Below are 25,878 nucleotides of genomic sequence, written 5' to 3'. Positions count from 1 at the left end.
TCACGCCTGGGCGCGGACCGGCAGTTTCCAGTTCGGGCGCACGAAGTGGCAGGTGTAGCCGTTGGGGATGCGCTCCAGGTAGTCCTGGTGCTCCGGCTCGGCTTCCCAGAAGTCGCCCACCGGCTCGACCTCGGTCACCACCTTGCCCGGCCACAGGCCCGAGGCCTCGACGTCGGCGATGGTGTCCAGGGCCACGCGCTTCTGCTCCTCGTCGGCATAGTAGATCGCCGAGCGGTAGCTCATGCCCAGGTCGTTGCCCTGGCGGTTCTTGGTGGTCGGATCGTGGATCTGGAAGAAGAACTCCAGCAGGGCGCGATAGCTGATCTTGGCCGGATCGAAGATGATCTCGATGGCCTCGGCGTGGGTGCCGTGGTTGCGATAGGTGGCGTTCTTCACGTCGCCGCCGGAATAGCCGACCCGGGTGGAGATCACGCCGTCATAGCGGCGGATCAGATCCTGCATGCCCCAGAAGCAGCCGCCGGCCAGCACCGCACGTTCCTGACTCATCGATCTTCTCCTTCAGCTTTGGGCGACCCTAGAAGCCTGGTCGCGGCAGGCCAAGCCCGCGTCACGAGCCCTTGTCCTAAATGGGGGAGGCGAGGGCTCGATCCAACCCCGCGCGCTCAGGCCAGCCAGCCGGCCGCCTTCAGCAGCGGGGCGTAGGTGCGGCTCACCGGCGCCGTGACGCCGTTCGCCAGCCTGGCCTCGCCCTGACCCCGGCGCCAGCGGACCGCCTCGATGGCGTCGGCGGCGATCCACCAGGAGCGGTGGACCTGGTAGCCGTGGGCGCGGGCGAGTTCGGCCAGGGCGTCGGAGAAGCGCAGGGTGATCAGCTCCTCCCCGGCCTCGGTGTGGACCCGCAGATAGTGGTCGTGGGCCTCGACCGCGATCAGCCGCGCGGTCCGGCGACGCGCCGACAGCCGGCGGAGAAAGGCGGCCTCGGCCTCGGGCAGGGGCGGCTCGATCACCGTGCGGGTCTCCACCCGCACCTGTGGTCCACGCCAGACCAGCGCGTGGACCGCCATGATCGGAAGGGAGATGACGAACACCTGCCAGATCAGGCGGACGAACCCCCGGAAGTTGACGAACTGGCCCAGCATCAGGTGCGCGGTCACCAGCACGAACAGGGACACGGCCGGCGTCATCAAGACGGAGACCACGATCACGCGGCGCCAGGTCGGCGACAGCCGGCGGCCCAGGGCCTCGTCCAGCCCCACCCCGATCAGCCCGCCGCCCAGGATGACCGTCAGCCAGTAGGCGTATTTCAAAGGCGCCGGCATGGTCTCCGACCCGAACGGTCCCAGCACCCCCAGCAACAGGCCGATGGCGCTCAGCACCGCGGCGTCGATCAGGAAGCGCCGTGCGCCTGCCGCCGTCCTCCGGTTCTCGACCTCCGCGCCCATGCCGCCCCGTTCGCGCACTTGCTGCACATCTCGCGAAGACAGGCCTACCGAGGCTGGCCCAGCCCGGCAATCGTCATCGCTCCGGCAGATGAGGAATGGCGACGATGCAGAGGACAGTAGGGCAGGTAGGGGCGAAGACCTGGTGGAGGTTCGCGGCGTTCATGAGCATCGCCATGGCGCTGTTCTCCTACCGCTATCTCCCGCGCGTGGGGCCTCTGGCGCCCGACATCGTCGCCAACCTGTTCGCCCGGCCCTGGCTCGACCTGCACGTGGCCGGCGCGGCCACGGCGCTGCTGTTGGGCTCCTTCCAGTTCATCCCGGCCCTGCGTCGTGGCGGAACGCACCGCTGGGTCGGGCGCGCCTATGTGGTGAGCTGTCTGGTGGGGGGGATCGCCGGCCTGCCGCTGGCCTTCGGATCGACGGCGGGGCCCATCGCCACGGCGGGTTTCGGGCTGCTCGCCGTCCTCTGGCTCGCCACCAACATCCTGGGCTGGCGCGCGGCCCTGCGGCGGGATCTCATCGTCCACCGCCGCTGGATGATCCGCTCCTGGGCGCTCACCCTGGCGGCGGTCACCCTGCGGCTCTACCTCGTGGGGGCGGGGGTCTCTGGCCTGCCGATGGCGGAGGCCTATCGCGCCATCAGCTTCCTCTGCTGGGTCCCCAACCTGATCCTGGCCGAGCTCTATCTGCGGATCTCGCGTCCCGCCTGACACCGCGCCGGCGAATTTCGGCCACAGCCGCGTGGTCTCTCGGCATCCCAAGCAGACGCGGAGACCTCCATGCGCCATCGCCTGATCCTCGCCGGCCTCGCGGCCCTCGGCCTGACCTCCACCGCCCTGGCGGCGGAGGGCCGGTTCATCCACCCGGCCGACACCAACAAGGACGACCGCATCAGCAAGACCGAGTGGGTCGCCTACAAGCTGCCGCCCGAGGCCTTCGCCAAGGCTGACAGGAACGGCGACGGCCTGGTCGACGGGCCGGAGTTCGTCGACTGGCGCACGGCCCAGAAGACCGCGAAATAGCCGGACCTACTTGGCCGCGGCGATCTCGTAGAGGAAGTCCACATAGCTCATGGTGGACCCCACCAGGCCCTCGACCTTAGGATTGCTGGACTCGATCACGTAGTACTCGTTGGGCGCATGCGCCCCGCTGCCGTGGCCCAGGCCGAACTGGCCGGCCGGCAGGCTGATGGGGGCCGAGGTGAAGACCGCCCCCGGCCAGGATCCCGCCAGGCGCGGATAGATGGTGGTGGGGACATTGTTGCGCTTGTAGGTGGCGAGTTCGGCCTTGATCAATCGGCTGTTCTCGTCGGTCTCGGTGGGATCGTAGCCGCCGCTGACATTGATCTCGATGTCCTTGAAGCCGCGCTTGTCCAGGTGGGCGCGGATCTTGGCGACCGAGTCCTCGGTTGTCTGGTTGGGCACCAGGCGTAGGTCGATCTTGGCCACGGCCCGACCGGGCAGCACGGTCTTGCCGCCGGGACCGGTATAGCCGGCCACCAGCCCCTCGATATTGACCGTCGGCTGGGAGGCCAGGCGCTCCAGGGTCTTCTCCCAGGGCAGGTCGTCGATGAAGTGCTCGACGCCGAGGGCCTTCTTGGCGTCGGCCTCGCTGAGCTGCTTGCCGGCCAGCGCGATCAGCTCCTTCTCGCGGGCGGTCAGGGGGCGGACCTTCTCGAAATAGTTGTCGATGGCCGGGGTGTTGCCGTCCGGCGTCACCAGGGTCGAGAGCGCCTGGACCAGGCGCCAGGCGGGGCTGTCGACGCGGGCCTTCTCACTGGAGTGGATGTCGGTCTTGGGCCCGCGGCCCCACTTGGCGCCGCTGGCCACCAGCTCCAGTTCGACGATGCCCTTGGCGCCCAGATTGACGGTGACGCCGCCGTCGCTGGGGCTCTGCCAGCCGGCCGGGATGATCACGCCCTCGCACTTCTTGAGGGCGGCCAGCACGTTGGGCTTGGTGACGATCTGCCGGAAGTGCGGGCTGCCGATCTCCTCTTCGCCCTCGCAGACCAGGACCAGGTTCACCGGCGATGTCTTGCCCGCCGCGCGGATGGCGTGCAGGGCGGCCAGGAAGGCGCCCTCCGGGCCCTTCTGGTTCACGGCGCCGCGGCCGACGATCACCTTGCCGAAGCCCGGCTTGTCGACGATGCGCGCCTCCAGGGGCGGGGAGCTCCACTCGGCCGGATCGAACTGCTTCACGTCGTACATGAAGTAGATGCCCATCCAGCGCTTGGCGCCGGCGTCCAGGGTGGCGAACACGCCGGGCGCGCCGTCGGTGGGCACCTTCTCGACATGCTGGAAGCCGGCGTCCTTGGCCAGCGCCATCATGTACTCGGCCCCCTTGTCCATGTCGCGGTTCTCCGCGGCGATGGAGGGCAGGGCGATCCAGTCCTGGATGCGCTTGACCGACGCGGCATATCCCGCCTCGGCGGCCTTGCGGATGGCGGGCAGGTCACCGCTGGCGGCGAAGGCCAGGCCCGGGGCGAACAGGGTGGCCGCGGCGCCGCCGGCCAGCAGCGCGCGGCGGTTGGGAACGAGGCTCGCGCCTGAGTGCTGGTTCGACATCCCGATTCCTCCAAGCCATGACGGACGGGATTAGGACGGCGATATCGGGAGACGGACAAGGGCGATCTGGCGGAGCGGGGTTCGCCGATCGCGGGTTGAACAGGTCAGGGCAGGGTCTTGACCACCCGGGTCAGGGACGGGTCCTGGGACGGGTGGCGCTCGAAGCCAAAGGCCGCGGCCATGTCCAGCATCGGCCGGTTCTCCCGGTCGATCTCCCCCCACACCTGAACCAGCTTGCGGGCCGCGGCGTAGCCCAGCAGCTCCTGCAGCAGCAGGCGGCCCAGGCCGCGGTTCTGCCAGTCGCTGCGGACCATCAGGGCGAACTCCGCCGTCGCCCCCTCAGGGTCGCCGGCCAGGCGCGAGACCCCCAGGATAGCGCCGTCGGGCGCCGCCGCCACCAGGGCCATCTCCCGGTCGTAGTCGATCTGCGACAGCCGCTGGGCCCAGCTCTCCGGCAGGGGCCGGAAGCCGGTGCGGAAGCGCAGGCGCACGTCCTCCGGCGTGCTCTGGTTCAGCATCTCGATCAGGCGCGGGGCGTCCTGGGGCCGGATGGCGCGCACCGTCAGGGCGGTGTCCCCGACCGTCACGGAATGGGTCAGGTCCTCGGGATAGGGGCGGATCGCCGCCCGCGGCGCGTGGTCGGGCCTGGCCAGGCGGATCCGGGCGTCCAGGGCGATCACCCCGTCGGCGTCAGCCAGCAGCGGATTGATGTCCAGCTCCACCACCTCGGGCAGGTCGGCGGCCAGGCGCGAAAGCCCGATCAGCACCTCCGACAGGGCCGCCAGGTCGGCGGGGGGGCGATCGCGATAGCCGGCCAGGCGCTTGGAGATGCGGGTGCGGCCGATCAGCTCGCGGGCCAGGACGTCGTCCAGCGGGGACAGGCCGATGGCGCGGTCGCCCTCCACCTCGACGGCGACGCCGCCACGGCCGAACAGCACCACGGGACCGAACACCGCGTCCTGCAGGACGCCGACGATCAGCTCCTCGCTCTTGGGGCGCTGGACCATGGCCTCCAGGCTGAAGCCGTCGATCTTCGCCTCGGGCTTGGCGGCGGCGACGGTCTCCAGCATCCGGCGGGCGGCGGCTTCCACCGCGTCCGCGCCCGTCAGGTTCAGGACCACGCCGCCGACATCGGACTTGTGGCTGATGTCCCGCGACAGGATCTTCAGGGCGACGGGGCCGCCGATCGCCTCGGCGGCGAGGCCTGCGGCCTCCGGCGTCGGGGCGGCGCGGCTCTCGATGACCGGGACGCCGTAGGCCTTCATCACCTCGCGGGCCTCGGGGTCGGTCAGTTCCGTGCGCCCGGAGGCCAGCACCGCCTCGATCAGCTTGCGCGCCGCGGCGGGATCGCGGCTGACTCCGGAGGACAGGGCCGGGGTCTGCAGCAGCATCTGCTGGTTCTGGCGATGGGCCACCAGGTGGGTGAAGGCCCGCACCGCCTCGTCCGGGGTCTCGTGGGTGGGGATCTTGGCGGCGGCCAGCACACGGCGGCCCTCGGCCACGGCGCCGTCTCCCAGCCAGCAGCTGAAGATCGGCGGCTTGGTCTTGGCCTTGGCGTAGGTCGCCACGACGGCCCGGGCCGCGTCGGCGCTGTCGGCCACGGCGACGGGGCAGTTGAGCACCAGGATGGCGTCGGCCTCGGGCTCCTGCAGCAGGACCTCCAGGGCCAGGCTGTAGCGGTCGGCCTGGGCGTCGCCGAGGATGTCCACCGGATTGCCGCGCGAGGCGTTGGCGGGCAGGCCGGCGGCCAGGCGTTCCAGCCCCTCCGCCGACAGGGTGGCGAGCCGTCCGCCCCGGGCCTCCAGCGCGTCGACCGCCATGACGCCCGCGCCGCCGCCATTGGTGAGGATGGCCAGCCGGTCGCCCTGGATCGAGAGGCCGGCGGTGAGGGTGGTGACGGCGTCGAACAGCTCCCGCAGCTCGCCCACCCGCAGCATGCCCGCCCGCCGGAAGGCCGCGTCATAGACCGCGTCGGAGCCGGCCAGGGCGCCGGTGTGGGAGAAGGCCGCCTTGGCCCCGGCGGCGCTGCGTCCGGCCTTGATCACCACCACCGGCTTGGTGCGGGCGGCGATCCGGCCGGCGGTCATGAACTTGCGCGCGTCGGTGATGCTCTCGACATAGAGCAGGATCGCCTTGGTCTCGGGATCCAGGGCCAGATAGTCCAGCAGGTCGCCGAAATCGACATCGGCGGCGTCGCCGATGGTGACCACGTGGGAGAAGCCGAAGCCTCGGCTATTGGCCCAGTCCAGGGCCGCGGCGGTGACGGCGCCGGACTGCGCTACCAGGGCGATGCCGCCGGCGGCCGGGGTCAGGTGGACGAAGCTGGCGTTGATCCCGCGCTTGGGGGAGATGAATCCCAGGCAGTTGGGGCCGACGATCCGCAGCAGATGAGGCCGGGCGGCCTGCAGCAGTTGCTGGCGCAGACCCCCTTCGCCGGCGGCGAAGCCCGCCGAGATCACCACGGCGGCGCGGCAGCCGCGCGCCCCAAGGTCGGCGATGATCTGGGGCACGCCCGGCGCCGGGGTGGCGATGACCGCCAGGTCGGGGGTGATGGGAAGGTCGGCCACCGAGGTGTAGCTCAGGGTCGAGCGGATCGCCTGCTCGTGCGGATTGACCGCCAGGACCGGGCCTTTGAAGCCGCTCTCCAGCAGATTGCGCGCCAGGACCGCGCCCACGGTGTGGGGCGTGTTGCTGGCGCCCACCAGGGCGATAGCCCGCGGCTCGAAGAGGGCGTCGAGGTTACGAGTGGTCATGGGAACCGGTGGGTTAGGCGGAGGCGTCCGCCGCGAAGCTGCGGCGCAGGGCGGCGCGGACCTGGTCTAGCATGTCGGCGGCCGGGTCCTCCGCCAGGTTGGGGACGATGCCGCCAAAGTGCGAATGACCCAGGACCGTCAGGCCGCAGACTCCGGCCAGGTGATAGTCGAACACCGTCATCAGGGCCTTGAGCGCCCCGGTGGAATTGACCCACTGGTCCGGCGCGCCGGAGGTGGAGAAGCTCAGCAGGCTCTTGGCCTCCAGCAGGGGCTCGGTGCCGTCCGAGGCCGGGGCGAAGCCGAAGCGCATGCCGAAGACCCGGTCGACATAGCCCTTCAGGATCGCCGGGGGCGCGTTGAACCAGAAGGGGTAGACGAAGATGAAGCTGTCGACCCCGGCCAGCAGGCCGCGCTCGGCGGCGACGTCGGCGGCGGCCTGGAATCCGGCGTCGGTGGGCAGTTCCTGCGCCTTCAGGCGCGGGTCGAAGTCCATGGCGTAGAGGTCGCGCAGGATCGCGGTGTGGCCCAGCTCGGTCAGGGTCTCGACGCAGGTCCGTGCGATGGAGGCGCAGAAGCTGTCGGGCTTGGGATGGGCGAGGACAACGGCATGCTTCATGGCGGCGATCCCAAGGCGCCGGCGAGACCGGCTGATGACAAGTATCAGGGGCGGCCCCGGCCGGGTTTGATCTCAGTCACAGGGCGTGGTTTGGACAGGCGCAGTTTGTCGGGTCGGGGCGCAGGACGCAAACCCGATGCGAGCTTGGAGAACTCAAGATGGCGCGACCCCCGTCGGTGACGATCTACGGCATCAAGGCCTGCGACACGATGAAGAAGGCGCGCACCTGGCTCGACGACCACGGCATCGCCTACGCCTTCCACGACTACAAGACCGCCGGCATCGAGCGCGCGCGCCTGGAGACCTGGGCCGCCCAGGTGGGCTGGGAGCTGCTGCTCAACCGCTCGGGAACCACCTTCCGCAAGTTGCCGGAGGCCGACAAGGCCGACCTCGACGAGACCAAGGCCATCGCCCTGATGCTGGGCCAGCCGTCCATGATCCGGCGGCCGGTCCTGGATGTCGGCGGCGGGGTCATCGTCGGCTTCACGCCCCATGCCTATGCGGCCTCCTTCGGCTAGGACTGGGCGCCGGCCGTCTCCCTGCTAGACTTTCTGGCTGGGAGGCGGAGATGGCCCAGCCGAACAAGACCCAACCCACGCAGGCCGACGTCGAGGCCTTCCTCGCCGCGGTCGAGCCGGCGCAACGTCAGGCCGATGCGCGAGCCATTTGCGAGCTGATGGCCCGGGTCAGCGGCCATCGGCCGAAGATGTGGGGGCCCAGCATCGTGGGCTTCGGCCAATATCACTATCGCTACGACAGCGGCCGGCAAGGAGACGCTCCGCTGGTGGGGTTCTCGCCCCGCAAGGCGGCGCTGACCCTCTATGTCGGCGCGAGCTGGCAGGATCCGGCCCTGATGGCCCGGCTGGGCAAGTTCACCACCGGCAAGGGCTGCCTCTACCTGAAAAGGCTCGCCAGCGTGGACCTGGGCGCCCTGGAGGCGGTCGTCGCCGACAGCCTGGCCCGCACGGCGGCGGCCCATCCGCCGGACTGAGCCAACTTTTTTCGCACGCCCGCATCCGATCGGCGTGGCGGCGGCGACTAGGGATGAACGGGCGGACGGACGACCCCTCCGCCCCGGAACCACTCGGGGGCTCAAGCTCATGGACACATCGACCGTGCAGGACTTCTTCCACAGCTACTGGTGGCTGATCTTCCCGATCGGCGGCTTCATCTTCGCGGCCTGGGACCGCTGGCTCAGCTACCAGCGCAGCCGCGACGCCCTGGACCTCATCAAGACCTATTCGGCCCAGGGCAAGGACGTGCCGCCCGAACTGCTGCGTCAGGTGCAGGACGATGTCTGGGAAGATGACGATGACCGATATGGTGGTCGTCGCGGTCGGCGGGCCGCACGCCGCTACTATCGGCACGGTCCCTACTGGCAGTTTCGGTCAGCCATCTACACCGGCGCCATCGCCGCCGCCTTCTGGGTGGCTTCGCAATACGCCTTCGTGCCGGGCACGGTCGGGCCGTTCCGGGTGGTGGCGATCATCCTGACCTGCATCGCCGCGGCCAACCTGGCCCTGGCGCTCCTGTCCTCCGCCTTCAAAGGCAAGTGACGCCGATGGCGTTCGATGGCGGCCATGTTCCGACGCAGGACATCGCCCGGCTCGTCGAGCGCCACCAGCAGGCGCTGCGGGCCTTCCTGCGCCGGGCCTGCGGCGACTGGGCCCTGGCCGACGACCTGGCCCAGGAGACCTTCCTGACCGCCTGGGAGAAGATCGGTGAGCTGCCGCCGGACGTCAATGTCCGGGCCTGGCTCTGCGGGATCGGCTATAACAAAACTCTGACCGCCCTGCGCTCGGCGCGCCGAGCCAGGCGGCGGGAGGCGGACTATCAGGAGACGGCGCCGACGACCGAGGCGCCGCATCCGGCCGACCGCCTGGCCCTGGACCGGGCCATGGCGGACCTGCCGGTGGAACAGAGGGCCGCGGTCGCCCTCTGTCTCGCCGGGGACTTCAGCCACGCGGAGGCCGCCCAGATCCTGGCGCTTCCGCAGGGCACAGTGAAATCGCATGTCAGTCGCGGCCGCGCGCGTCTGCTGCAAGCCTTGGGAATAGCCGATGACCCGGCCTGACGATCACCTCGCCGCCCTGTTCGCCCAGGACCTGCCGCCGGCCCGCGACCCGGCCTTCTCGGCGGGGGTGCTGGAGGCGGCGGCGCGCCGGCGCTTCCAGCAGGAACTGGCCTTCATCGCCGCGGCCAGCCTCGCCGGCGCCGCGGCCCTGGCCATGCTCTGGCCGGTGCTGCAGCCGGCCCTGCGCGCCCTGGCGGAGGGCCTGGCCCCCGCCGGCCTGGCCATCGGCGGAGCGGCCCTGGTGGTGGCCCTGGCCTCCGGACGGCTCGGAGCGGTCTTGAGTTTCCGATGATGACAAAGATTTCATGGCTCCGCTTGCATCTGTACGCAGCCGAGCAAGCCTCTTTCCCTACAGAAGCGGGCTGAAACGGCCCCAACTGGAGAGACCACATCATGGAAGCCGTCCTCATCGTCTTCATCATTTTCGGTTCGATCGCCTCGCTGTTCCTGGTGCCGAGCTACCTGAAGAGCCGCGAACGCTCGCGCCTGCACGACACCCTCAAGGCGTCGATCGAACACGGCCAGCCGATCCCCGCCGAGGTGATCGAGGCCATCACCAGCGATGTGAAGATCAAGGCTCCGGCCTCGCCCACCCGCGACCTGCGCGTCGGCATCATCTGGCTGGGGGTCGCCGTCGGCTTGGCCGCCTTCGGCTTCGCCATCAGCTTCGAGGAGCCGGACGCCCTCTATCCGCTGATCGGCATGGCCGCCTTCCCGGGTTTCATCGGCCTCGCCTTCATCGCCATCTCGTTCTTCGGGCGCGGCAAGTAGGCCGGTTCCAGGGGGAGCAAGCCCAATGTCGGGCGCACAACAGCTACGGTATGCGAGCCTCCACGATGTGGAGCTGGCGGCCCTCGCCGCCGCCGGGGAACGGGGCGCCTTTGGCGAGCTGGTCCGTCGGCATGGCTCGGCCGTGCGGGGCCTCCTGCGCCGGATGGGCGCGGGCGGGGCGGAGGCCGACGACACGGCCCAGGACGCCTTCCTCGCGGCCTTCGAGAGCATCACCGAGTTCCGGGGCGAGGGGACCTTCGCCGCCTGGGTCAAGCGGATCGCCGCCCGGCAGTACCTGAAGCGCCTGCAGCGCGAACGGCGCCTGGCGAGCCTGGCCGTCGAAGCCGAGGAGGGGGCGCAGACCGCCCACCTCCCCGACGCCGCCGGCCGCATCGATCTGGATGAAGCCATGAAGTGTTTGGGGGCGGCGGAACGTCTCTGCGTGAGCATGTGCTACGGCGCGGGCCTTTCCCACGCCGAGGCCGCGGACGCCTTGAATCTGCCGCTTGGAACGGTCAAATCCCATGTCAAACGTGGTCTGGAGAAGCTCAGAACGCGACTGGCGCCTGAGGGCGCGGAGCTTGAGGGGAGGCGCGGCAATGGCTGAGATCGATTTCGAGCGCCGCCTTGAGCGGCTCTTCGCCGAGGCGCCCGTCTTCCCGGACGAGAGCGCCTTCGCCGCGCGCGTGGAGCGCCGGCTGAACTATGGCTGGAACCTGCGCCGCTGGTTCATCGGCGCCGCGGGCCTGGCCGGCGGCGTCATCGGCGCGAGCCAGCTGATCATGTCCAACTTCGTCCAGCGGGTGGAGGACGCCTCGGAGGGGTCCTCGCGCATCCTGCAGGCCGGCATCGCCCAGGCCCGCCCGGGCATGGACTTGTTCGCCATGGTGCAGTCCGACTGGACCGTGGTCTGGATCGCCAGCGGCCTCGCCGTCCTGGCCATGGGCTTCGTGCTCACCCGCGTGATCGAGGAGATCTGATGTCGTCCCACCGTCAGGAGACCGTCCGGCGCCTCGCCGCGCCGGACATCACCGCGCGCAAGGGCGGCGTGCCCATCGTCTGCCTCACGGCCTACACCGCGCCGATGGCCGAGCTGCTCGACGAGCACTGCGACCTGCTGCTGGTGGGCGACAGCGTCGGCATGGTGGTCCACGGCCTGCCCAACACCGTGGGCGTGACGATGGAGATGATGATCCTGCACGGCCAGGCGGTGATGCGGACCTCCAGGAAGGCCATGGTGGTCGTCGACATGCCCTTCGGCTCCTACGAGGGCGCGCCGGAGACCGCCTATGAGAACGCCGTGCGCATCATGAAGGAGACCGGCGCCTCGGCCGTGAAGGTCGAGAGCGGCCAGACGGTGGTGGAGACTATCGAATACCTTGTGAAGCGCGGCGTGCCGGTCATGGGCCATGTCGGTCTGCGGCCCCAGGCGGTGCTGGTGGACGGCGGCTTCAAGGCCAAGGGCCGGGGCGGGGACGAACGCGCCCGCATCCTGGAGGAGGCCAAGGCCACCGCCGCGGCCGGCGCCTTCGCCGTCGTCGTCGAGGGCGTGGCCGAGGGCCTGGCCCGCGAGATCACCGAGACCATCGCCGTCCCCACCATCGGCATCGGCGCCTCGGCGGGCTGCGACGGCCAGATCCTGGTGACCGACGACATGCTGGGGCTGTTCGACTGGACGCCCAAGTTCGTGCGCCGGTACGGCGACCTGCGGGGCGAGATCTCCAAGGCCGTCGCCGCCTATGCCGACGATGTGCGCCAGCGCAACTTCCCCGGCCCGGCCGAGATCTATTTCGCCAAGGCCGCCAACACCTAGGCGAAGACCACCACAGGCTCGGCCTGCGGTTCGAAGGTCCTGGCCATATCCACGGCCTCGGCCTCGACGGCCTTTCGGTCCTTGTCGCTCAGCGTCTCGAAGGCGGTGACGGTCACCGTCGCGGTCCTGCGCTTGGCCTCCAGCCTCCAGGTCCCGGCCACGAAGCCGTCCACCAGCAGCATCGGCGGCACCTGCAGGTTCTTGCTGGCGATCCTCGGCGCGTGTTCGGCGGGCAGGATGCGGGCGCGGTCCTGGTGGCCCTGGGTGACGGCGTCGAAATCCGGCACGAAGCGAGGCGGCGCCGGCGTGTCGCCCCCGGGCCGCGGGGCGTCCTTCAGGTCGTAGAGGGTCTTGCCCCGCTCATCGCGGACGGTGATCAGGTCGTCCCCCAGCTCACCGAACAGGGCGGCGACGCCCTTCAGGCCCGACCAGCCGCTGAAGTCCGCCGGCGTCGCCGGACCCCAGGCGGCCAGGTAGCGGCGCAGCAGCTCGGCCGGCGCGGGCTCGCCGACCGCCTGGCCCAGATAGGCCTGGGTCAGGACGAACTCGCCCCCCGGCGCGAAGCCATAGGCGGCGTCGGAGGCGGCCTGCACCAGGGGCAGGAGCTGGCGCGCCGCATAGGCCATGACGCGAACGTCGGAATAGCCGGCCTTTTCAAGAACCTCGCGGAAACTCTCGAAGGCCCTCGGCTCGGCGAAATGGGCCCGCGCAAGGGCCAGGACGGGCTCCAGCTCGGCCACCGTCGTCTTGGCGCCGCCGGGCAGGGTCATGGCCTCGTCGGTGCGCAGGCTGCCACGCAGGGCCAGGAAGGCCGCGGCGGTCATCAGATAGAGCGTGCCCCGCATGGCGGTGGCGCGCACCACCTGGCGGTCGGCGATGGCCTGGCGCAGGGTCTCGGGCTTGAACCCCGCCAGCCGCGCCCAGAGGCCGATGAAGGGCGTGCGCGGCAGCTGGGCCTGGATGGCCAGCAACCGGCCCAGGGCCTCGACGGGCGCCGCCGCCTCGCGCGCCAGCAGCATTTGCCGGGCCAGCAGGGCGCGGTTCAGGTCCCGGGCGCTCAGAATCTCCTCGGCCATCGGCCGAGGATCGCCGAGGCCGGACGTCTAGACCAGTCCCGTCACCGGCGCGGCCGCGGCGCTGTCGGGGAAGACCGTGGTGTCCAGGGCCCGGCGGTCCACGCCCAATTGGTCGGCCAGCACCCCCTTGAACAGGCCGCGCATGTCCAGGGTGGGAGCCAGATCGCGGGCCTCGAACAGGGCCGAGCTCTTCAGGGTGGGCCAGTCGCCGACGATGCCGCCGGGCTTCAGCCCGCCCCCCAGCACCAGGGCTGTGGAGGCCGTGCCGTGATCGGTGCCGCCGGTGCCATTGACCCGCGCCGTGCGTCCGAACTCCGTCGCCACCAGCACCACGCTGTTCTTCCATTCGTCCCGCAGGCCGGTGTGCAGGCCGTCCAGCACCGCGTCCAGATAGGCCAGGCGCACGTTCAGCTGGTTGGTCTGGCCGGCATGGGTGTCGAAGCCGTCCAGGCTGAGCACGGCGATCTGCGGCCCGCCGGGCTCGCGCAGGAAGCCGGCCAGGGTGGCGCCCAGGTTGCGGGCGGCGTCGGTCCCCTGGCGCATCAGGCCCGCGGCGCCCGGCGCGGCCAGGGCGGTCTCGCCGCTGAGCGAGGTCATGGCCGCCTGGGCCATGCTCTCGGTGGCCAGGCCGCGGGCGAGCGCCGGGCCCAGGACGGGATCGTCCTTGTAGAGGTCCTGCAGCAAGGTCGGCAGGCGGGCCGAGGCGTCCACCCCGCGCCCGGGCGACCAGGAGGAGGCCGGCGCGGGTCCCCGCAGGATCAGGGGCGCTGTGGGCCCACCGACAGGGCCTCGACCCTGCGCTGCGAGGACAGGGTAGTGAGCGCCCGGTTCAGCCAGCCGCTGGAGGTTCCGTAGACGACCGCCGCGCCGCTCTCCAGGACGTCCTGCGCCTCGAAATGGGAGCGGGCGCGGTCCGGCGTCGCCACCGCCGGGACGATCCGCGCCTGGCCGGCCTGGGCCAGGGCGTGGACCCCGGCCAGGGACGGGTGCAGGCCGAATGTTCCGTCGAGCTTCAGGGCGCGCTCATCCACGGCGATGGCGCCTCGCAGACCGCGATAGTCGGGGTCGCCCACGGGCGGCGTCACCGACAGGCCGTCGAGGCCGCCGCGGCAGATCACCACGATCAGCTTGCGCCGCGCGGCGGCGCCTTCCGAGGCCGCGAAGGCCTGGCGAGCCAGCAGGTCCAGGGAGAGGCCGAAGCCGGCGGCGGCGGCCAGGGCCGCGCGGCGGGTGGGGTTGGGGGTCATCGGCGTTGGAACTCCGGACTCATCAGCAACAGGGCGAACCCCTCGGCGCGGGTTTCGGATCGAGCGATGGCGGTGGCGGCGGCCGGCGACAACCGCGCCCCCAGGGCCTGGGCGGCCAGCGCCCTCGGATCGCGGTCCTGGATCGCGGCGGCGGCGAAGGCCTGGGCCCAGGCCATCCGTTTGACGATGGCGTCGGGCGCGGTCCAGGCGGCGGCATCCTCCGGCCAGCCCTTGGGGGAGGGGGCGCTGAAGGCCTTCTGACCCATGGCGTTGAGGACGGGGGCCAGCACGGTGATGTCGCGGGGCGCGCCCCCCGCCGCCCGCCAGCTGGAGATCAGGAACTCGTAGGGGGTCTTGAACTTGGCCGGCGCGGGGTCCCAGGCTTCGGGCGCCTCCACCAGGGCCCGGGCCACCTGGGCCAGGTCGCCGCCGGTCTCGCGCCAGCGGCGCTCCAGCCGGGCCGTCAGGGCCGGCGGCGGGTCATCGGCCACGAAGTGGCGGGCGATCTTGCCGCAGATGTGCCGGGCGGTCTCCGGCCGGGCCGCCAGATCGGCCAGGATGGCGCCGGCCTGCTCCTTGCCGCCCTCGGGATAGCGATTGCCCAGCACGGTGCGGGCGCCCGGTTCGTGGGCCGCGGCGCGGAACACCGCGGCCCCGGCGCGGCTGGGGTCCTCCCGCAACCCGCCCACCGACAGGCCGGTCATGGCGCGGGCGAACTCGGTGACGTCGGCCTGGCTGTAGCCGCCGTTCACGCCAAGGGTGTGCAGTTCCAGGATTTCCCGGGCCAGGTTCTCGTTCAGGCCCGGGGTTCGGCCGCCGGCCTGGGCCAGGCCGCCGCCTCGGCCCCCGCCGCGCTTCAGGACCTGGGCCGCCGGACTGCCCGGTCCCACCGACTGGGCCTGGTCCAGGTAGAGCAGCATGGCCGGATGGGTCTCGGCCGCTCCTAGCAGGGTCGCGAAGCTGCCGAACACGTGGGGCCGGATCGCCTCCTGCTCGAAGGGGCCGACAATGGTGGCGGTGATCAGCTTGGTGGCCGAGACCGTGAAGTGATTGGCCCAGAACAGGGCCCAGCGTTCGGCGAACCCATCCGGGGTTTCGGCGCCCAGCCGCGCGCGGGCGGCGAAGTCCGCGCCGGTCTCCTCGCGCAGCATCCTCTGGGCCATCTTCACCGGATCGCGGGGGTCGGGCTTGGGGGCGTCGGGCCCCTGGGCCTGCTTCATCGCCCGGCGGTCCTGCTGGTAGGCGCGGAACTCCGCCAGTCGCGCCTGGGCGCTCTCCGGCTCGGCCTGGGGCTGGGCCGCGCCCGCCGGCCGAATCTGAGCCTTCAGGAAGCCACGCGGGTCGCTGCGGGCCTGCGCGATCTCGCCCGGCCGCGCTCCCAGCCCGAAGCGGGTGACGGCGATGGCGGCGTCCAGGTCGCGATCGGCCAAGCGAGCCTCCTTGCGCAAATCTCATCCAACGCTCATTTGCACGCGCACGACGACAGGTTTCCGTCGTTGGCGTCTGGAGGACCATGTGGCGAAGGGATTCAAGGAGGCCGGCGAGAAGCCGCGGCGCTTCTACAAGCAGGTCGCCGTGGGGCCCGCCGAGGGCGGCTTCGCGGTCATGCTCGACAACCGCAACCTGCGCACCCCCAAGGCCGCCTTGATGGTTCTGCCGACCCGGGCCCTGGCCGAGCTGGTGGCCGAGGAATGGGCCGCCCAGGGCGACCACATCGAACTGGCCCTGATGCACGCCACCCGCCTGGCCAACACCGCCCTCGACGCCATTCCCGCCGCCCGCGAGGGCACCGCCGACCAGATCGCCCAGTACGCCGGCTCCGACCTGCTCTGCTACTACGCCCAGGACCCGGCCGTGCTGCTGGAGCGCCAGGTGCGCCACTGGGAGCCGGTGCTGGAGCGCGCCGAGCACGAGTTCGACGTCGCCTTCGTCCGCGCCGCCGGCATCGTCCACCAGTCCCAGCCGGAGCAGACCCTGGCCAAGGTCAAGGCCATGGCGCTGGCCCTCGACGACTTCGGCCTGGCGGGCGTAGCCTTCGGCACGGCCCTGTTCGGCTCGGCGGTCCTGGCCTTTGGCCTGTCTCGGGGCTGGATGACCGGGGTCCAGGCCCTGGAGCTGTCGCGCCTGGACGAGATCTTCCAGGAGGAGAAGTGGGGGATCGACGACGAGGCGGCCGAGCGCACCGCCCGCCACATGGTCGAGGCCCAGATGCTGGAGCGCTGGTTCAAGGCGCTCTGACCGGCGGCGCCCGTCCGCAGGCTGACGTGCGGTGAACTTGCGCAGGCTTCCGGGCGCGACTAGGGCTTGCTCCCAGCACAGAGCGTTAAGAGGGGCCGGCCTTGAAGCATATCATCGAGGAGCTTGAGAAGCGTCGCAACGAAGCCCGGATGGGCGGGGGCGAGCGGCGCATCGAGAACCAGCACGCCAAGGGCAAGCTGACGGCCCGCGAGCGCCTGGACCTGCTGCTGGACGAGGGCTCCTTCGAGGAGTTCGACATGTTCGTCGAGCACCGCGCCACCGACTTCGGCATGGCCGAGAACCGCGTGCCCGGCGACGGGGTGGTCACCGGCTGGGGCAATATCAACGGCCGCCTGGTCTTCGTCTTCTCCAAGGATTTCACGGTCTTCGGCGGGTCTCTTTCCAACGCCCACGCCCAGAAGATCGTCAAGGTGCAGCAGCAGGCCCTGAAGGTCGGCGCCCCGATCATCGGCCTGTTCGACGCCGGCGGCGCGCGCATCCAGGAGGGCGTCGACGGCCTGGCCGGCTATGCCGACATCTTCCTGCAGAACACGCTGGCCAGCGGCGTCATCCCGCAGATCAGCGTGATCATGGGCCCCTGCGCCGGGGGCGACGTCTATTCGCCGGCCATCACCGACTTCATCTTCATGGTGAAGGACACCTCGTACATGTACGTCACCGGCCCCGACGTGGTCCGCACGGTGACCCACGAGGAGGTGACTCACGAGGAGCTGGGGGGCTACCGCGTCCACGCCATGAAGTCCGGCGTCGCCGACGGCGCCTTCGAGAACGACCTGGAGGCGCTGACGCAGGTCCGGCGGCTGGTCGATTTCCTGCCCTTGTCCAACCGCGAGAAGCCGCCTGTCCGGGAGAGCTTCGACAGCGTCGATCGCGACGAACCGAGTCTCGACACCCTGGTGCCGGCCAATCCCAACAAGCCCTACGACATGAAGGAGCTGATCCTGAAGGTCGTGGACGAGGCCGATTTCTTCGAGATCGCCCCCGACTTCGCCAAGAACATCATCTGCGGCTTCGCCCGCATGGACGGCCAAACCATCGGCGTCGTCGCCAACCAGCCCCAGGTGCTGGCCGGGGTTCTCGACATCGATTCAAGCCGTAAGGCGGCGCGCTTCGTGCGCTTCTGCGACGCCTTCGAGATTCCCCTGGTGACCTTCGTCGACGTGCCGGGCTTCATGCCGGGCACCAAGCAGGAGCAGGGCGGCCTGATCCGCCACGGCGCCAAGCTGCTGTTCGCCTATGCCGAGGCCACCGTGCCCAAGGTGACCCTGATCACCCGCAAGGCCTATGGCGGGGCCTATGACGTGATGAGCTCCAAGCACATCCGCGGCGACGTCAACTACGCCTGGCCCACCGCCGAGATCGCCGTCATGGGCTCGAAGGGCGCCGTGGAGATCATCTTCCGCGCCGAGATCGGCGATCCCGAGGCCATCGCCGCCCGGGAGGCCGAGTACAAGACCCGCTTCGCCAACCCCTTCATCGCCGCCAGTCGCGGCTATATCGACGACGTCATCAAGCCCCACAACACCCGCAAGCGCATCGCCCGCTCGCTGAAGAACCTGCGGGGCAAGGTGCTCACCAACCCCTGGAAGAAGCACGACAACATCCCGCTGTAGGGGTTTGACCCGCCTTGCGGTCTTGGTGCGCGCCCCTCGACAGGGGCGGCGCCGGGTGCTGACCTGCCTCCAACAGAACGGAGGAGACGCAGGTGTCCGACACTTTGACAGACGACCTGGCCTGGGCGTCGGCCGGTGACGTGAGCCGGGCCCTGGCGGCCGGCCAGGTGAGCGCCGTGGACCTGACCGAAGCGGCCATCGCCCGCATCGAGGCCCGCGACGGCCCCATCAACGCCGTGGTGGTGCGCGACTTCGACGAGGCGCGGCTCGCGGCCAGGGCGGCCGACGCGGCCCTGGCCCGGGGCGAGCGGCGGCCCCTGCTGGGCGTGCCGATGACGGTCAAGGAATCCTACAATGTCGAGGGCCTGCCCACCACCTGGGGCTCGCCGGCCTTCGGAAGCTGGATCGCGCCGCAGGATTCCGTCGGGGTCGCGCGGCTGAAGGCGGCGGGGGCGGTCGTGCTGGGCAAGACCAACGTGCCACCCTTCTTGAGCGACTGGCAGAGCGCCAATCCGATCTATGGCCAGACCCGCAACCCCTGGAACCTGGACCGCTCGCCGGGCGGCTCATCGGGCGGGGGGGCCGCGGCCCTGGCCTCCGGCATGGTCCCGCTGGAGTTCGGCTCCGACATCGGCGGCTCCATCAGGATCCCCGCTGCGTTCTGCGGCGTCTATGGCCACAAGCCCAGCTTCAACCTGATCCCCCAGCGCGGCCATGCGCCGCCCGGCGTGGAGGGAGCCGGGGTGGAACTGGCGGTGCTCGGGCCGCTGGCGCGCACCGCCGCCGACCTCGACCTGGCGCTGTCGGTGCTGGCCGGCCCTGAGGGCCTGGAAGCCAAGGGCTATCGCCTGGATCTGCCGCCCGCGCGCCATGCCGGCCTCGCGGCGTATCGCGTGCTGGTGATCGACCATCACCCCGCCGCCGTGCTGGCCGAGGAGATCAGGACGGGCCTCCACGCCTTGGCCGCGCGGCTGGACGGGGAGGGGGTAGAGGTCGCCCATGCCAGCGACCTGCTACCCGACCTCGCCCACCAGCAGGAGGTCTACGGCCAGATGCTGGGGAGCGCCATGTCGCGCGGCGCCCCGCCCCAGCCGGGCGCGCTCTCCGCCCACGACTGGATGGGGTTGCAGGACGCCCAGTTGGCCCTGCGCCGTCAGTGGGAGGCGCTGTTCGAGCGCTTCGACGTGGTGTTGGCGCCCGCCTTCGGGACCGTGGCCTTCCCGCATGATCTCAGTGAAAACACCGTCGCCCGCACCCTCAGGATCGACGGCCAGGACACCCCCTATTGGGGCCAACTCGCGTGGCCGGGCCTGGCGACCCTGCCCAACCTGCCGGCCACCGCCGTGCCCATCGGGCTCGGCCAGGGCGGCCTGCCGATCGGGATCCAGGTGATCGGAGCCTATCTGGAGGACCGCACCACCATCGGCTTCGCGGGCTTGCTGGAACAGGCCTTCGGCGGCTTCCAGCGCCCGCCTGGATACTGAGCCGTAGGAACTGGCCCCAAGCGGCTTCCGTTGTGAACGCAAGGCCGCCTTGGCCACAACAACACAGGGAGACCACGTCATGGCCGGCAGATGGGAAGACGACCGCGAGTGGCGCGAGCGCGATGCGCAGTTCAGCCGCGGGTATCCGGGCGAGGACGACGAACCCCGCGAACCCTATCGCGCCAGCGAGACGCGCAGCTTCCAGCGCGGTCCTCGGGGCCCGGTGTTCGGCGAGCGTGAGAGCGGCGCCAGCTATACCGATCCCCGGGAGGCCCGTGACGGATACGCCGGTGGCGCGCGCCGCTTCGGCTCCCCGATTCGCGGCGCCGACCGGGGCTATGCTTCCGGCCACGACGGGGCCGATCGCGAGCGCGCCTACCGCGCCGCCTATGGCGAGGACTACGACCACCCCCGCCGCGACTATGCCGGCGACGAGGCCCGCTACTATCGCGACAGCGCCGAGCGCTGGGACCGCGACCATCGCGGCCCCGAGCCGCGCAACTTCCTCGATCGCGCGGCCGACAGCGTCGCCTCCTGGTTCGCCGGCGACCGCCATCGCGACGGCCCACGTCCGGAAGCGCCCCGTCGGGACCTCGGGCACCGGGGCCTGGGCCCCCAGGGCTACAAGCGCCCCGATGAGCGCATCACCGAGGAGGCCCACGAGCGCCTCACCGAGGACGCCTGGGTGGACGCCTCCAATATCGCCATCTCGGTCTCCGGCGGCGAGGTGACCCTCTCGGGCACGGTCACCGAACGCGAGGCCAAGCACCGCGCCGAGCGCCTGGTGGAGGACATTTCCGGCGTGACCCACGTGCAAAACAACCTGCGGGTTGATCGGGGCAACTTCCTCACCCGGCCCGCCGCCGGCTTCGGCGACAGCCTCCAGGCCGCCCAGATGAAGGCCGCCGACCGCCGTAACGACAGCTAGGTCGGCGCCCCGCGCCTTGTCCTGGATCAAGGCGCGGGGTTCCAACTCCTGGCCGCTAGGGGGCCATGGACACCCTGGCGCACCAGCTTCTCATCTCGACCGCCATCGTCTCGGCCACGGTGGTGATCCATCTGCTCGGCCTCGACGCCCTGCAGATGGTGCTGCGGCTGCACCTGGAGCGCTTCACCCGCTGGATCCACCTGGACCGCATGGTCGTGCCCCTGGGCATCGTGCTGGGGCTTTTCGTCCTGCACGGGGTGGAGATTTGGCTCTACGCCTTGGTCTACTGGAAGATGGGCATGCTCCCGAACCTCGAGCAGGCGCTCTATTTCTCCACCAGCTCCTACTCCACCGTGGGGGAGACCGGCGCCATCCTCTCGACCCGCTGGCGCATCGTCGGCGTGCTGGAGGCCATCAACGGCATGCTGCTGATCGGCTGGTCCACCGCCTTCCTGTTCCAGATCCTGCACCACCTGATGTGGAACGAGAGCGACGAGCACCCCCTGCCCAGGGGCGCCATCGCCCGCCGCGCCAGGTCCCCCGGAACAAGCCGCCCGCCCCGGGGTTGAAGGGCCAAAGCCCCTCGCAACACGGGAGAACGCAGATGGCCGGCAGATACGATGATCGGTGGGATCGGGAAGACGTGGCCTACGGCCGCGACGCGCGGCGCGACGGTCCCCTCGACGACGGGCTCGGGGGCGCCCCTGGCGAGGCCCGCAGCTTCCGGAGCATCCGCGCCGCCTGGCCGGGTCCCGAACACGGCGGTGAGTTCACCGGGCCCCGCTACGGCGCCGGCGGCTACGGTCAGAACGGCAGCGATCCGGGGCGGCGGGTGTCGTCCTATGGCGACCGGGTCTATCGCGGCGGCGTGGGCGGCGGCGGTCCGGCCGAGGACTACCGGCGCGGCGGGGATCGTCACGGCCCGGCGGACCTGCCCTACGGCGCCGAATACGGCGCGGTCTGGCCGGGCGCTGACCTGGGCCGCGCGAGCCATCGCGGCCTCGGGCCCAAGGGCTACAGGCGCAGCGACGAGCGGATCAACGAGGACGTCCACGACCGCCTCACCGAGGACCCCCACATCGACGCCTCCGGCATCGTCGTGATGGTGCAGGAGGGCGAGGTCACCCTGTCCGGCTCGGTCAGCGACCGTCGCGCCAAGCACCATGCCGAGGCCATCATCGAGCACATCGCCGGGGTGACCCACGTGCAGAACAATCTGCGGGCCGATCCGGGCGAGGCCCGCGGTCCGACGCCCCTCGGCGAGAACACCGTCCTGCGCGACCAGGCGCAAGGCGAGAAACCCTGACTGAAGACTCCACGCGCCGCTGGCCCTAGTCTGGCGGCGTGTCGGAGGAGACGTTTGAGACCTGGATCGACCGTTGGGGCCTTACCCCCGACGGTGAGCCGTTCACCAGCCTTGGCGGACGGCTCCTGCCGGTGCGCCAAAACGGCGTGGCCGCCATGCTCAAGGTCAGCCACGCGCCCGAGGAGATCGCCGGCGGCGTCCTGATGACCTGGTGGGACGGCCAGGGGTCGGCCCCGGTCCTGGCCCATGCGAGCGAGGCGCTGCTCATGGTCCGCGCCACCGGGACGCAGTCACTGGCCGACATGGCCCGGAACGGCCGGGACGACGAGGCCAGCCGCATCATCTGCGCGGCCCTGGACGGGTTGCACGCGCCCCGGCCGGGCCGCCTTCCGTCGAGCCTCAACCCCTTGCCCGACTGGTTCCGGCAATTGGGGCCGGCCGCCAGGACCCACGGCGGGGTGCTGACCAAGGCCTATGACATGTCGCGGCGCCTGCTGGCCGACCCCCGCGAGGTCTGCGTCCTGCACGGCGACGCCCACCACGGCAACTTCCTGGACTTCGGGGATCTGGGCTGGCTGGCCATAGACCCCAAGGGCCTGATCGGCGACCGGGGCTACGACTACGCCAACCTGCTGTGCAATCCCGACCGGGCCACGGCGGTGGCGCCGGGCCGCCTCGCCCGGCAGGTGGAGGTGGTGGCCCAGGCCGCCGCGCTGGAGCCTGAGCGTCTCCTGCAATGGCTGCTGGCCTATGCGGGCCTGTCGGCCGCCTGGACCCTGTCGGACGGAAACAACCCGGCCGGCGCCCTGCAGATCGCCGAGATCGCGGCCGCGGAGCTGGGCCTCTAGGCGGTCGCCACGTGCTGGTTGTCGCCGCGCTGCAGGGGGTCGCGCAGGGACTGGCCGTTCTGGACGAATTCCAGGGACACCGAATTGATGCAGTAGCGCAGCCGGGTCGGCGGCGGGCCGTCGGGGAAGACGTGGCCCTGGTGGCTGTCGCAGCGGGCGCAGCGGGTCTCGATGCGGACCATGCCGTAGCTGACGTCCTTCACCGCCACCACATGGGCCTCGTCATAGGGGGCGAAGAAGCTCGGCCAGCCGGTGCCGCTCTCGAACTTGGTCTTGGCCTGGAACAGGGGCAGGCCGCAGAGCCGGCAGCAATAGGCGCCGTCCTCCTTGTTATCCAGCAGGCCGCCGCAGAAGGGGGCCTCGGTGCCGTGGTGCAGCAGCACATCGGCCTCCTCGCGGCTGAGGTGGGCCTCGAGGCGCTTGCGTTCCGCTGCGTCGGGAGGTGTCAGGTCGAAACCGGACGGGGAGAGGGTGGCTTCTGGCGTGCTCATGGGGTCCAATCTAAGGTCTCTCCCCACAGTACGGAAGCACCCCAGGGGAGGTTACGTTCATGATCGGCCACAGAAATTCCGCCATTGGCCCCGCAGCCCAAAAACTGCGCTAAGACGGCTCCCATGTTCTCAAAGATTCTGATCGCCAACCGCGGCGAGATCGCGGTCCGCATCATCAAGACCTGCCGCCGGATGGGTATCGCCACGGTGGTGGTCTATTCCGAGGCCGACGCCGACTCCATGGCCGTCGAGATGGCCGACGAAACGGTGTTCATCGGCGGGGCTCCGGCCTCCGAAAGCTACCTGGTGGCCGACAAGATCGTCGCCGCCGCCCGCGAGACGGGCGCCGAGGCCATCCACCCCGGCTTCGGTTTCCTGTCGGAGAACGCGTCCTTCGCCCGCCGGCTGGAGAAGGAGGGGATCGTCTTCATCGGTCCCAACCCCCACGCCATCGAGGCCATGGGCGACAAGATCGAGAGCAAGAAGTTCGCCACCAAGGCCAAGATCTCGGTGGTGCCGGGCCATGTCGGCGAGATCGACGACACCGCGCACGCCATCAAGATCAGCGAGGACATCGGCTATCCGGTGATGATCAAGGCCTCGGCCGGCGGCGGCGGCAAGGGGATCCGGGTCGCCTGGAACCGCAAGGACGTCGAGGAAGGTTTTCCGGCGGTGAAGTCGGAGGCCAAGTCCAGCTTCGGCGACGACCGCATCTTCATCGAGAAGTTCATCGAGAGCCCGCGCCACATCGAGATCCAGGTGATGGGGGACAAGCACGGCAATGTCGTCCACCTGTTCGAACGCGAATGCTCCATCCAGCGCCGCAACCAGAAGGTCATCGAGGAGGCGCCGAGCCCGCTCCTGGATGAGGAGACCCGCGCGGCCATGGGCGCCCAGGCCGTGGCGCTCGCCAAGGCCGTGAACTACGACTCCGCCGGCACGGTCGAGTTCGTCGCCGGCCAGGACAAGAGCTTCTTCTTCCTTGAGATGAACACCCGCCTGCAGGTGGAGCACCCGGTCACCGAGCTGATCACCGGGGTGGACCTGGTCGAGCAGATGATCCGCTCGGCCTATGGCGAGAAGCTGGCCTTCGAACAGAAGGACCTGGCCATCAAGGGCTGGGCCATCGAGAGCCGCATCTACGCAGAGGACCCCTATCGCGGCTTCCTCCCCTCCATCGGCCGCCTGGTGCGCTACTATCCGCCGGAAGAGGGCGCCAAGGGCGACATCATCGTGCGCAACGACGCCGGCGTCCGCGAGGGCGACGAGATCTCGATGTTCTACGATCCCATGATCTCCAAGCTGTCGACCTGGGCGCCGGAGCGGCTGGCGGCCATCGACGCCATGGGCCGGGCGCTGGAGGATTTCCACATCGAGGGCCTGGGGCAGAACATCCCCTTCCTGGCCGCGGTGATGGACCAGGAACGTTTCCGCTCCGGAAAACTGTCGACCAACTACATCAAGGACGAGTTCCCCGAGGGCTTCATCGGGACCCCGCCCACCGACTGGCAGCGGGACCTGGTCTCGGCCGTGGCCTGCGCCATGCACCGCATCGTCACGGCCCGCTCCGCGCCCCAGTTGCTGCGCGACGAGTGGATCGTCATCGCCGGCCACGACAAGCGCCTGGTGCGCCTCTCCAACGGCGGGGCGGCCTATCAGGTGGAGTACGTCAACGAGAACCGGGCGCTCACCCTCACCGACGTCGACTGGCGGCCGGGCAAGCACGTCTTCCGCGGCGTGCTGGACGGCAAGGCCTTTACCGTGGCGGTCAAGCCCGCCGCCGAGGGCTTCGTCGTCCGCCACCGGGCCACCACCCTCAACGTCCTGGTCCTGACCCCGCGCTCGGCCGACCTGCACGAGAAGCTGCCGGCCAAGAAGGCCGCCGACACGTCGAAGATGATCCTCTCGCCCATGCCGGGCCTGGTGGTGACCCTGGACGTCATCCCGGGCCAGCTGGTGCGGGCCGGCGAGGCGGTCTGCGTGGTGGAGGCCATGAAGATGCAGAACATCATCCGCGCCGAGCGGGACGGCACCGTGAAGACCGTCGGCGCCAAGGCCGGTGATTCGGTCGCCGCCGACGAGGTGCTGGTGGAGTTCGCGTGATCGCCGCGCCGCCCTATAGTGGCGGCGTCGATTCACGGGGACGCCGGGCATGAACGCCGACTGGGGGGCGCTGTTCTTCACCGCCGACGGAAGGTTGGCGCGCACGCCCTTCCTGATCGGGGCGGCGGTCCTGATCGTGCTGGGCGCCATCTATGAGGCCGTGGCCGGCGTCACCCTGCACTGGCTGACCGGATGGTTCGTCTATCCGGCGCTGATCTATGGCGGCGCCTGCGTGCTCTCCAAGCGGCTGCATGACCGCGGCAAGTCCGGCTGGTGGGCGGCGGTGATCCTGTTCGCCCTGGTGGCGGTGTGGCAGCCGCCCCTGAACCCCGCCGACGTCCTGCTCACCGTCCTGCTGCTCTGGGCCACCGTGGAGCTGGGGGTCATGCCCGGCGAGCAGGGGACCAACCGCTATGGCGCCAATCCGCTGCGGACGGTGGCGGCCTAGATCTCAGATCCTCCCCCAGCGCGTCAGCGCGATGTGGGGGAGGTGGATCGTCGCGAAGCGGCGAGACGGAGGGGGATCGCC

Annotated in this window: 30 protein-coding genes; 20 read left to right on the top strand and 10 right to left on the bottom strand. The window is 70.5% G+C overall.

The window, feature by feature from the left end; genetic code table 11:
- Both msrA and ACO06I_RS06365 read right to left on the bottom strand, forming a co-directional pair.
- Positions 1 to 507: a peptide-methionine (S)-S-oxide reductase MsrA gene (gene msrA / locus ACO06I_RS06370; protein ID WP_421931746.1), complete on the bottom strand. Its 507-nt coding sequence runs from the start codon at positions 505 to 507 to the stop codon at positions 1 to 3.
- Between the two features lie 116 nt (positions 508 to 623).
- Entirely contained in the window at positions 624 to 1,421 is a 798-nt protein-coding gene (locus ACO06I_RS06365) for a LytTR family DNA-binding domain-containing protein (RefSeq protein WP_421931745.1), read from the bottom strand.
- Positions 1,422 to 1,507: 86 nt separating this feature from the next.
- Here ACO06I_RS06365 and ACO06I_RS06360 point away from each other — a divergent pair, with 86 nt between their 5' ends.
- Positions 1,508 to 2,113 carry a DUF2306 domain-containing protein gene (locus tag ACO06I_RS06360; RefSeq protein WP_421931744.1) on the top strand — a complete coding sequence of 202 codons (606 nt, stop codon included), beginning with the start codon at positions 1,508 to 1,510 and terminating at the stop codon, positions 2,111 to 2,113.
- A gap of 69 nt (positions 2,114 to 2,182) precedes the next feature.
- Positions 2,183 to 2,425: a hypothetical protein gene (locus ACO06I_RS06355; RefSeq protein ID WP_421931743.1), complete on the top strand. Its 243-nt coding sequence runs from the start codon at positions 2,183 to 2,185 to the stop codon at positions 2,423 to 2,425.
- Between the two features lie 6 nt (positions 2,426 to 2,431).
- Here ACO06I_RS06355 and ACO06I_RS06350 read toward each other — a convergent pair whose 3' ends face one another.
- From ACO06I_RS06350 to ACO06I_RS06340, 3 genes are all read right to left on the bottom strand, one after another.
- On the bottom strand, positions 2,432 to 3,967 hold the full coding sequence (locus ACO06I_RS06350; protein WP_421931742.1) for a M20/M25/M40 family metallo-hydrolase: 1,536 nt from the start codon (positions 3,965 to 3,967) through the stop codon (positions 2,432 to 2,434).
- A 104-nt stretch (positions 3,968 to 4,071) separates the two neighbouring features.
- Complete coding sequence (locus ACO06I_RS06345) at positions 4,072 to 6,720, bottom strand: GNAT family N-acetyltransferase (RefSeq protein ID WP_421931741.1); 2,649 nt, start codon at positions 6,718 to 6,720, stop codon at positions 4,072 to 4,074.
- Positions 6,721 to 6,733: 13 nt separating this feature from the next.
- Positions 6,734 to 7,336, bottom strand: a complete 603-nt coding sequence (locus ACO06I_RS06340; RefSeq protein ID WP_421931740.1) for an NAD(P)H-dependent oxidoreductase — start codon at positions 7,334 to 7,336, stop codon at positions 6,734 to 6,736.
- A gap of 158 nt (positions 7,337 to 7,494) precedes the next feature.
- Here ACO06I_RS06340 and ACO06I_RS06335 point away from each other — a divergent pair, with 158 nt between their 5' ends.
- The 9 genes from ACO06I_RS06335 (at position 7,495) to panB (ending at position 11,994) form a co-directional block, all read left to right on the top strand.
- Positions 7,495 to 7,854: an ArsC family reductase gene (locus ACO06I_RS06335; protein WP_421931739.1), complete on the top strand. Its 360-nt coding sequence runs from the start codon at positions 7,495 to 7,497 to the stop codon at positions 7,852 to 7,854.
- Positions 7,855 to 7,904: 50 nt separating this feature from the next.
- Entirely contained in the window at positions 7,905 to 8,327 is a 423-nt protein-coding gene (locus ACO06I_RS06330) for a DUF1801 domain-containing protein (RefSeq protein ID WP_421931738.1), read from the top strand.
- A 109-nt stretch (positions 8,328 to 8,436) separates the two neighbouring features.
- Entirely contained in the window at positions 8,437 to 8,892 is a 456-nt protein-coding gene (locus ACO06I_RS06325; protein ID WP_421931737.1) for a hypothetical protein, read from the top strand.
- A gap of 5 nt (positions 8,893 to 8,897) precedes the next feature.
- Positions 8,898 to 9,410, top strand: coding sequence for an RNA polymerase sigma factor (locus ACO06I_RS06320; protein ID WP_421931736.1), 513 nt, complete (start codon positions 8,898 to 8,900; stop codon positions 9,408 to 9,410).
- Complete coding sequence (locus tag ACO06I_RS06315) at positions 9,397 to 9,702, top strand: hypothetical protein (RefSeq protein WP_421931735.1); 306 nt, start codon at positions 9,397 to 9,399, stop codon at positions 9,700 to 9,702. The genes ACO06I_RS06320 and ACO06I_RS06315 overlap by 14 nt, the downstream gene beginning before the upstream one ends.
- A 101-nt stretch (positions 9,703 to 9,803) precedes the next feature.
- On the top strand, positions 9,804 to 10,181 hold the full coding sequence (locus ACO06I_RS06310; protein ID WP_421931734.1) for a DUF6249 domain-containing protein: 378 nt from the start codon (positions 9,804 to 9,806) through the stop codon (positions 10,179 to 10,181).
- Between the two features lie 25 nt (positions 10,182 to 10,206).
- Positions 10,207 to 10,788 carry an RNA polymerase sigma factor gene (locus ACO06I_RS06305; protein WP_421931733.1) on the top strand — a complete coding sequence of 194 codons (582 nt, stop codon included), beginning with the start codon at positions 10,207 to 10,209 and terminating at the stop codon, positions 10,786 to 10,788.
- Positions 10,781 to 11,161, top strand: a complete 381-nt coding sequence (locus tag ACO06I_RS06300; RefSeq protein ID WP_304700603.1) for a hypothetical protein — start codon at positions 10,781 to 10,783, stop codon at positions 11,159 to 11,161. Before ACO06I_RS06305 ends, ACO06I_RS06300 begins: the two co-directional genes overlap by 8 nt.
- A complete protein-coding gene (gene panB, locus ACO06I_RS06295) occupies positions 11,161 to 11,994 on the top strand; it encodes a 3-methyl-2-oxobutanoate hydroxymethyltransferase (protein WP_421931732.1) in 834 nt (277 codons plus the stop codon). Before ACO06I_RS06300 ends, panB begins: the two co-directional genes overlap by 1 nt.
- On the opposite strand, the gene ACO06I_RS06290 is transcribed toward panB, so the two are convergent.
- From ACO06I_RS06290 to ACO06I_RS06275, 4 genes are read right to left on the bottom strand one after another with little or no spacing between them, the layout of a single operon-like run.
- A complete protein-coding gene (locus ACO06I_RS06290) occupies positions 11,991 to 13,070 on the bottom strand; it encodes a winged helix DNA-binding domain-containing protein (RefSeq protein WP_421931731.1) in 1,080 nt (359 codons plus the stop codon). The genes panB and ACO06I_RS06290 overlap by 4 nt on opposite strands.
- Before the next feature lie 27 nt (positions 13,071 to 13,097).
- Positions 13,098 to 13,781 (bottom strand): DUF1501 domain-containing protein, encoded by a 684-nt coding sequence (locus tag ACO06I_RS06285; protein WP_421931730.1) that lies wholly within the window; start codon positions 13,779 to 13,781, stop codon positions 13,098 to 13,100.
- A 47-nt stretch (positions 13,782 to 13,828) separates the two neighbouring features.
- Positions 13,829 to 14,317, bottom strand: coding sequence for a DUF1501 domain-containing protein (locus tag ACO06I_RS06280; RefSeq protein WP_421931729.1), 489 nt, complete (start codon positions 14,315 to 14,317; stop codon positions 13,829 to 13,831).
- Complete coding sequence (locus ACO06I_RS06275) at positions 14,314 to 15,747, bottom strand: DUF1800 domain-containing protein (RefSeq protein ID WP_421931728.1); 1,434 nt, start codon at positions 15,745 to 15,747, stop codon at positions 14,314 to 14,316. Before ACO06I_RS06275 ends, ACO06I_RS06280 begins: the two co-directional genes overlap by 4 nt.
- 85 nt (positions 15,748 to 15,832) lie before the next feature.
- Between ACO06I_RS06275 and ACO06I_RS06270 the strand changes: the two genes are divergently transcribed.
- The 7 genes from ACO06I_RS06270 (at position 15,833) to ACO06I_RS06240 (ending at position 22,755) form a co-directional block, all read left to right on the top strand.
- A complete protein-coding gene (locus ACO06I_RS06270) occupies positions 15,833 to 16,555 on the top strand; it encodes an ATP12 family chaperone protein (protein WP_421931727.1) in 723 nt (240 codons plus the stop codon).
- A 101-nt stretch (positions 16,556 to 16,656) separates the two neighbouring features.
- Positions 16,657 to 18,189: an acyl-CoA carboxylase subunit beta gene (locus ACO06I_RS06265; protein WP_421931726.1), complete on the top strand. Its 1,533-nt coding sequence runs from the start codon at positions 16,657 to 16,659 to the stop codon at positions 18,187 to 18,189.
- Between the two features lie 92 nt (positions 18,190 to 18,281).
- Positions 18,282 to 19,673, top strand: coding sequence for an amidase family protein (locus ACO06I_RS06260; protein ID WP_421931725.1), 1,392 nt, complete (start codon positions 18,282 to 18,284; stop codon positions 19,671 to 19,673).
- A gap of 79 nt (positions 19,674 to 19,752) precedes the next feature.
- Positions 19,753 to 20,601: a BON domain-containing protein gene (locus ACO06I_RS06255; protein ID WP_421931724.1), complete on the top strand. Its 849-nt coding sequence runs from the start codon at positions 19,753 to 19,755 to the stop codon at positions 20,599 to 20,601.
- Positions 20,602 to 20,666: 65 nt separating this feature from the next.
- On the top strand, positions 20,667 to 21,170 hold the full coding sequence (locus tag ACO06I_RS06250; protein ID WP_421931723.1) for an ion channel: 504 nt from the start codon (positions 20,667 to 20,669) through the stop codon (positions 21,168 to 21,170).
- A 35-nt stretch (positions 21,171 to 21,205) separates the two neighbouring features.
- Positions 21,206 to 21,907, top strand: a complete 702-nt coding sequence (locus ACO06I_RS06245) for a BON domain-containing protein (protein WP_421931722.1) — start codon at positions 21,206 to 21,208, stop codon at positions 21,905 to 21,907.
- Between the two features lie 38 nt (positions 21,908 to 21,945).
- A complete protein-coding gene (locus ACO06I_RS06240; RefSeq protein WP_421931721.1) occupies positions 21,946 to 22,755 on the top strand; it encodes an aminoglycoside phosphotransferase family protein in 810 nt (269 codons plus the stop codon).
- On the opposite strand, the gene msrB is transcribed toward ACO06I_RS06240, so the two are convergent.
- Complete coding sequence (msrB, locus tag ACO06I_RS06235; protein WP_421931720.1) at positions 22,752 to 23,246, bottom strand: peptide-methionine (R)-S-oxide reductase MsrB; 495 nt, start codon at positions 23,244 to 23,246, stop codon at positions 22,752 to 22,754. The genes ACO06I_RS06240 and msrB overlap by 4 nt on opposite strands.
- A 123-nt stretch (positions 23,247 to 23,369) precedes the next feature.
- On the opposite strand from msrB, the gene ACO06I_RS06230 reads away from it, so the two are divergent.
- Together ACO06I_RS06230 and ACO06I_RS06225 are read left to right on the top strand one after the other, a co-directional pair.
- Positions 23,370 to 25,349 (top strand): acetyl-CoA carboxylase biotin carboxylase subunit, encoded by a 1,980-nt coding sequence (locus tag ACO06I_RS06230; protein ID WP_421931719.1) that lies wholly within the window; start codon positions 23,370 to 23,372, stop codon positions 25,347 to 25,349.
- A 49-nt stretch (positions 25,350 to 25,398) separates the two neighbouring features.
- Positions 25,399 to 25,797 carry a DUF805 domain-containing protein gene (locus tag ACO06I_RS06225; RefSeq protein ID WP_421931718.1) on the top strand — a complete coding sequence of 133 codons (399 nt, stop codon included), beginning with the start codon at positions 25,399 to 25,401 and terminating at the stop codon, positions 25,795 to 25,797.
- Positions 25,798 to 25,878: the final 81 nt, after the last annotated feature.

The organism is Phenylobacterium sp. (assembly GCF_965229015.1).
GTDB lineage: Bacteria > Pseudomonadota > Alphaproteobacteria > Caulobacterales > Caulobacteraceae > Phenylobacterium.
The sequence above is the reverse complement of the archived record's forward strand: the minus strand, read 5'-3'. Positions and strand labels throughout refer to the sequence as shown.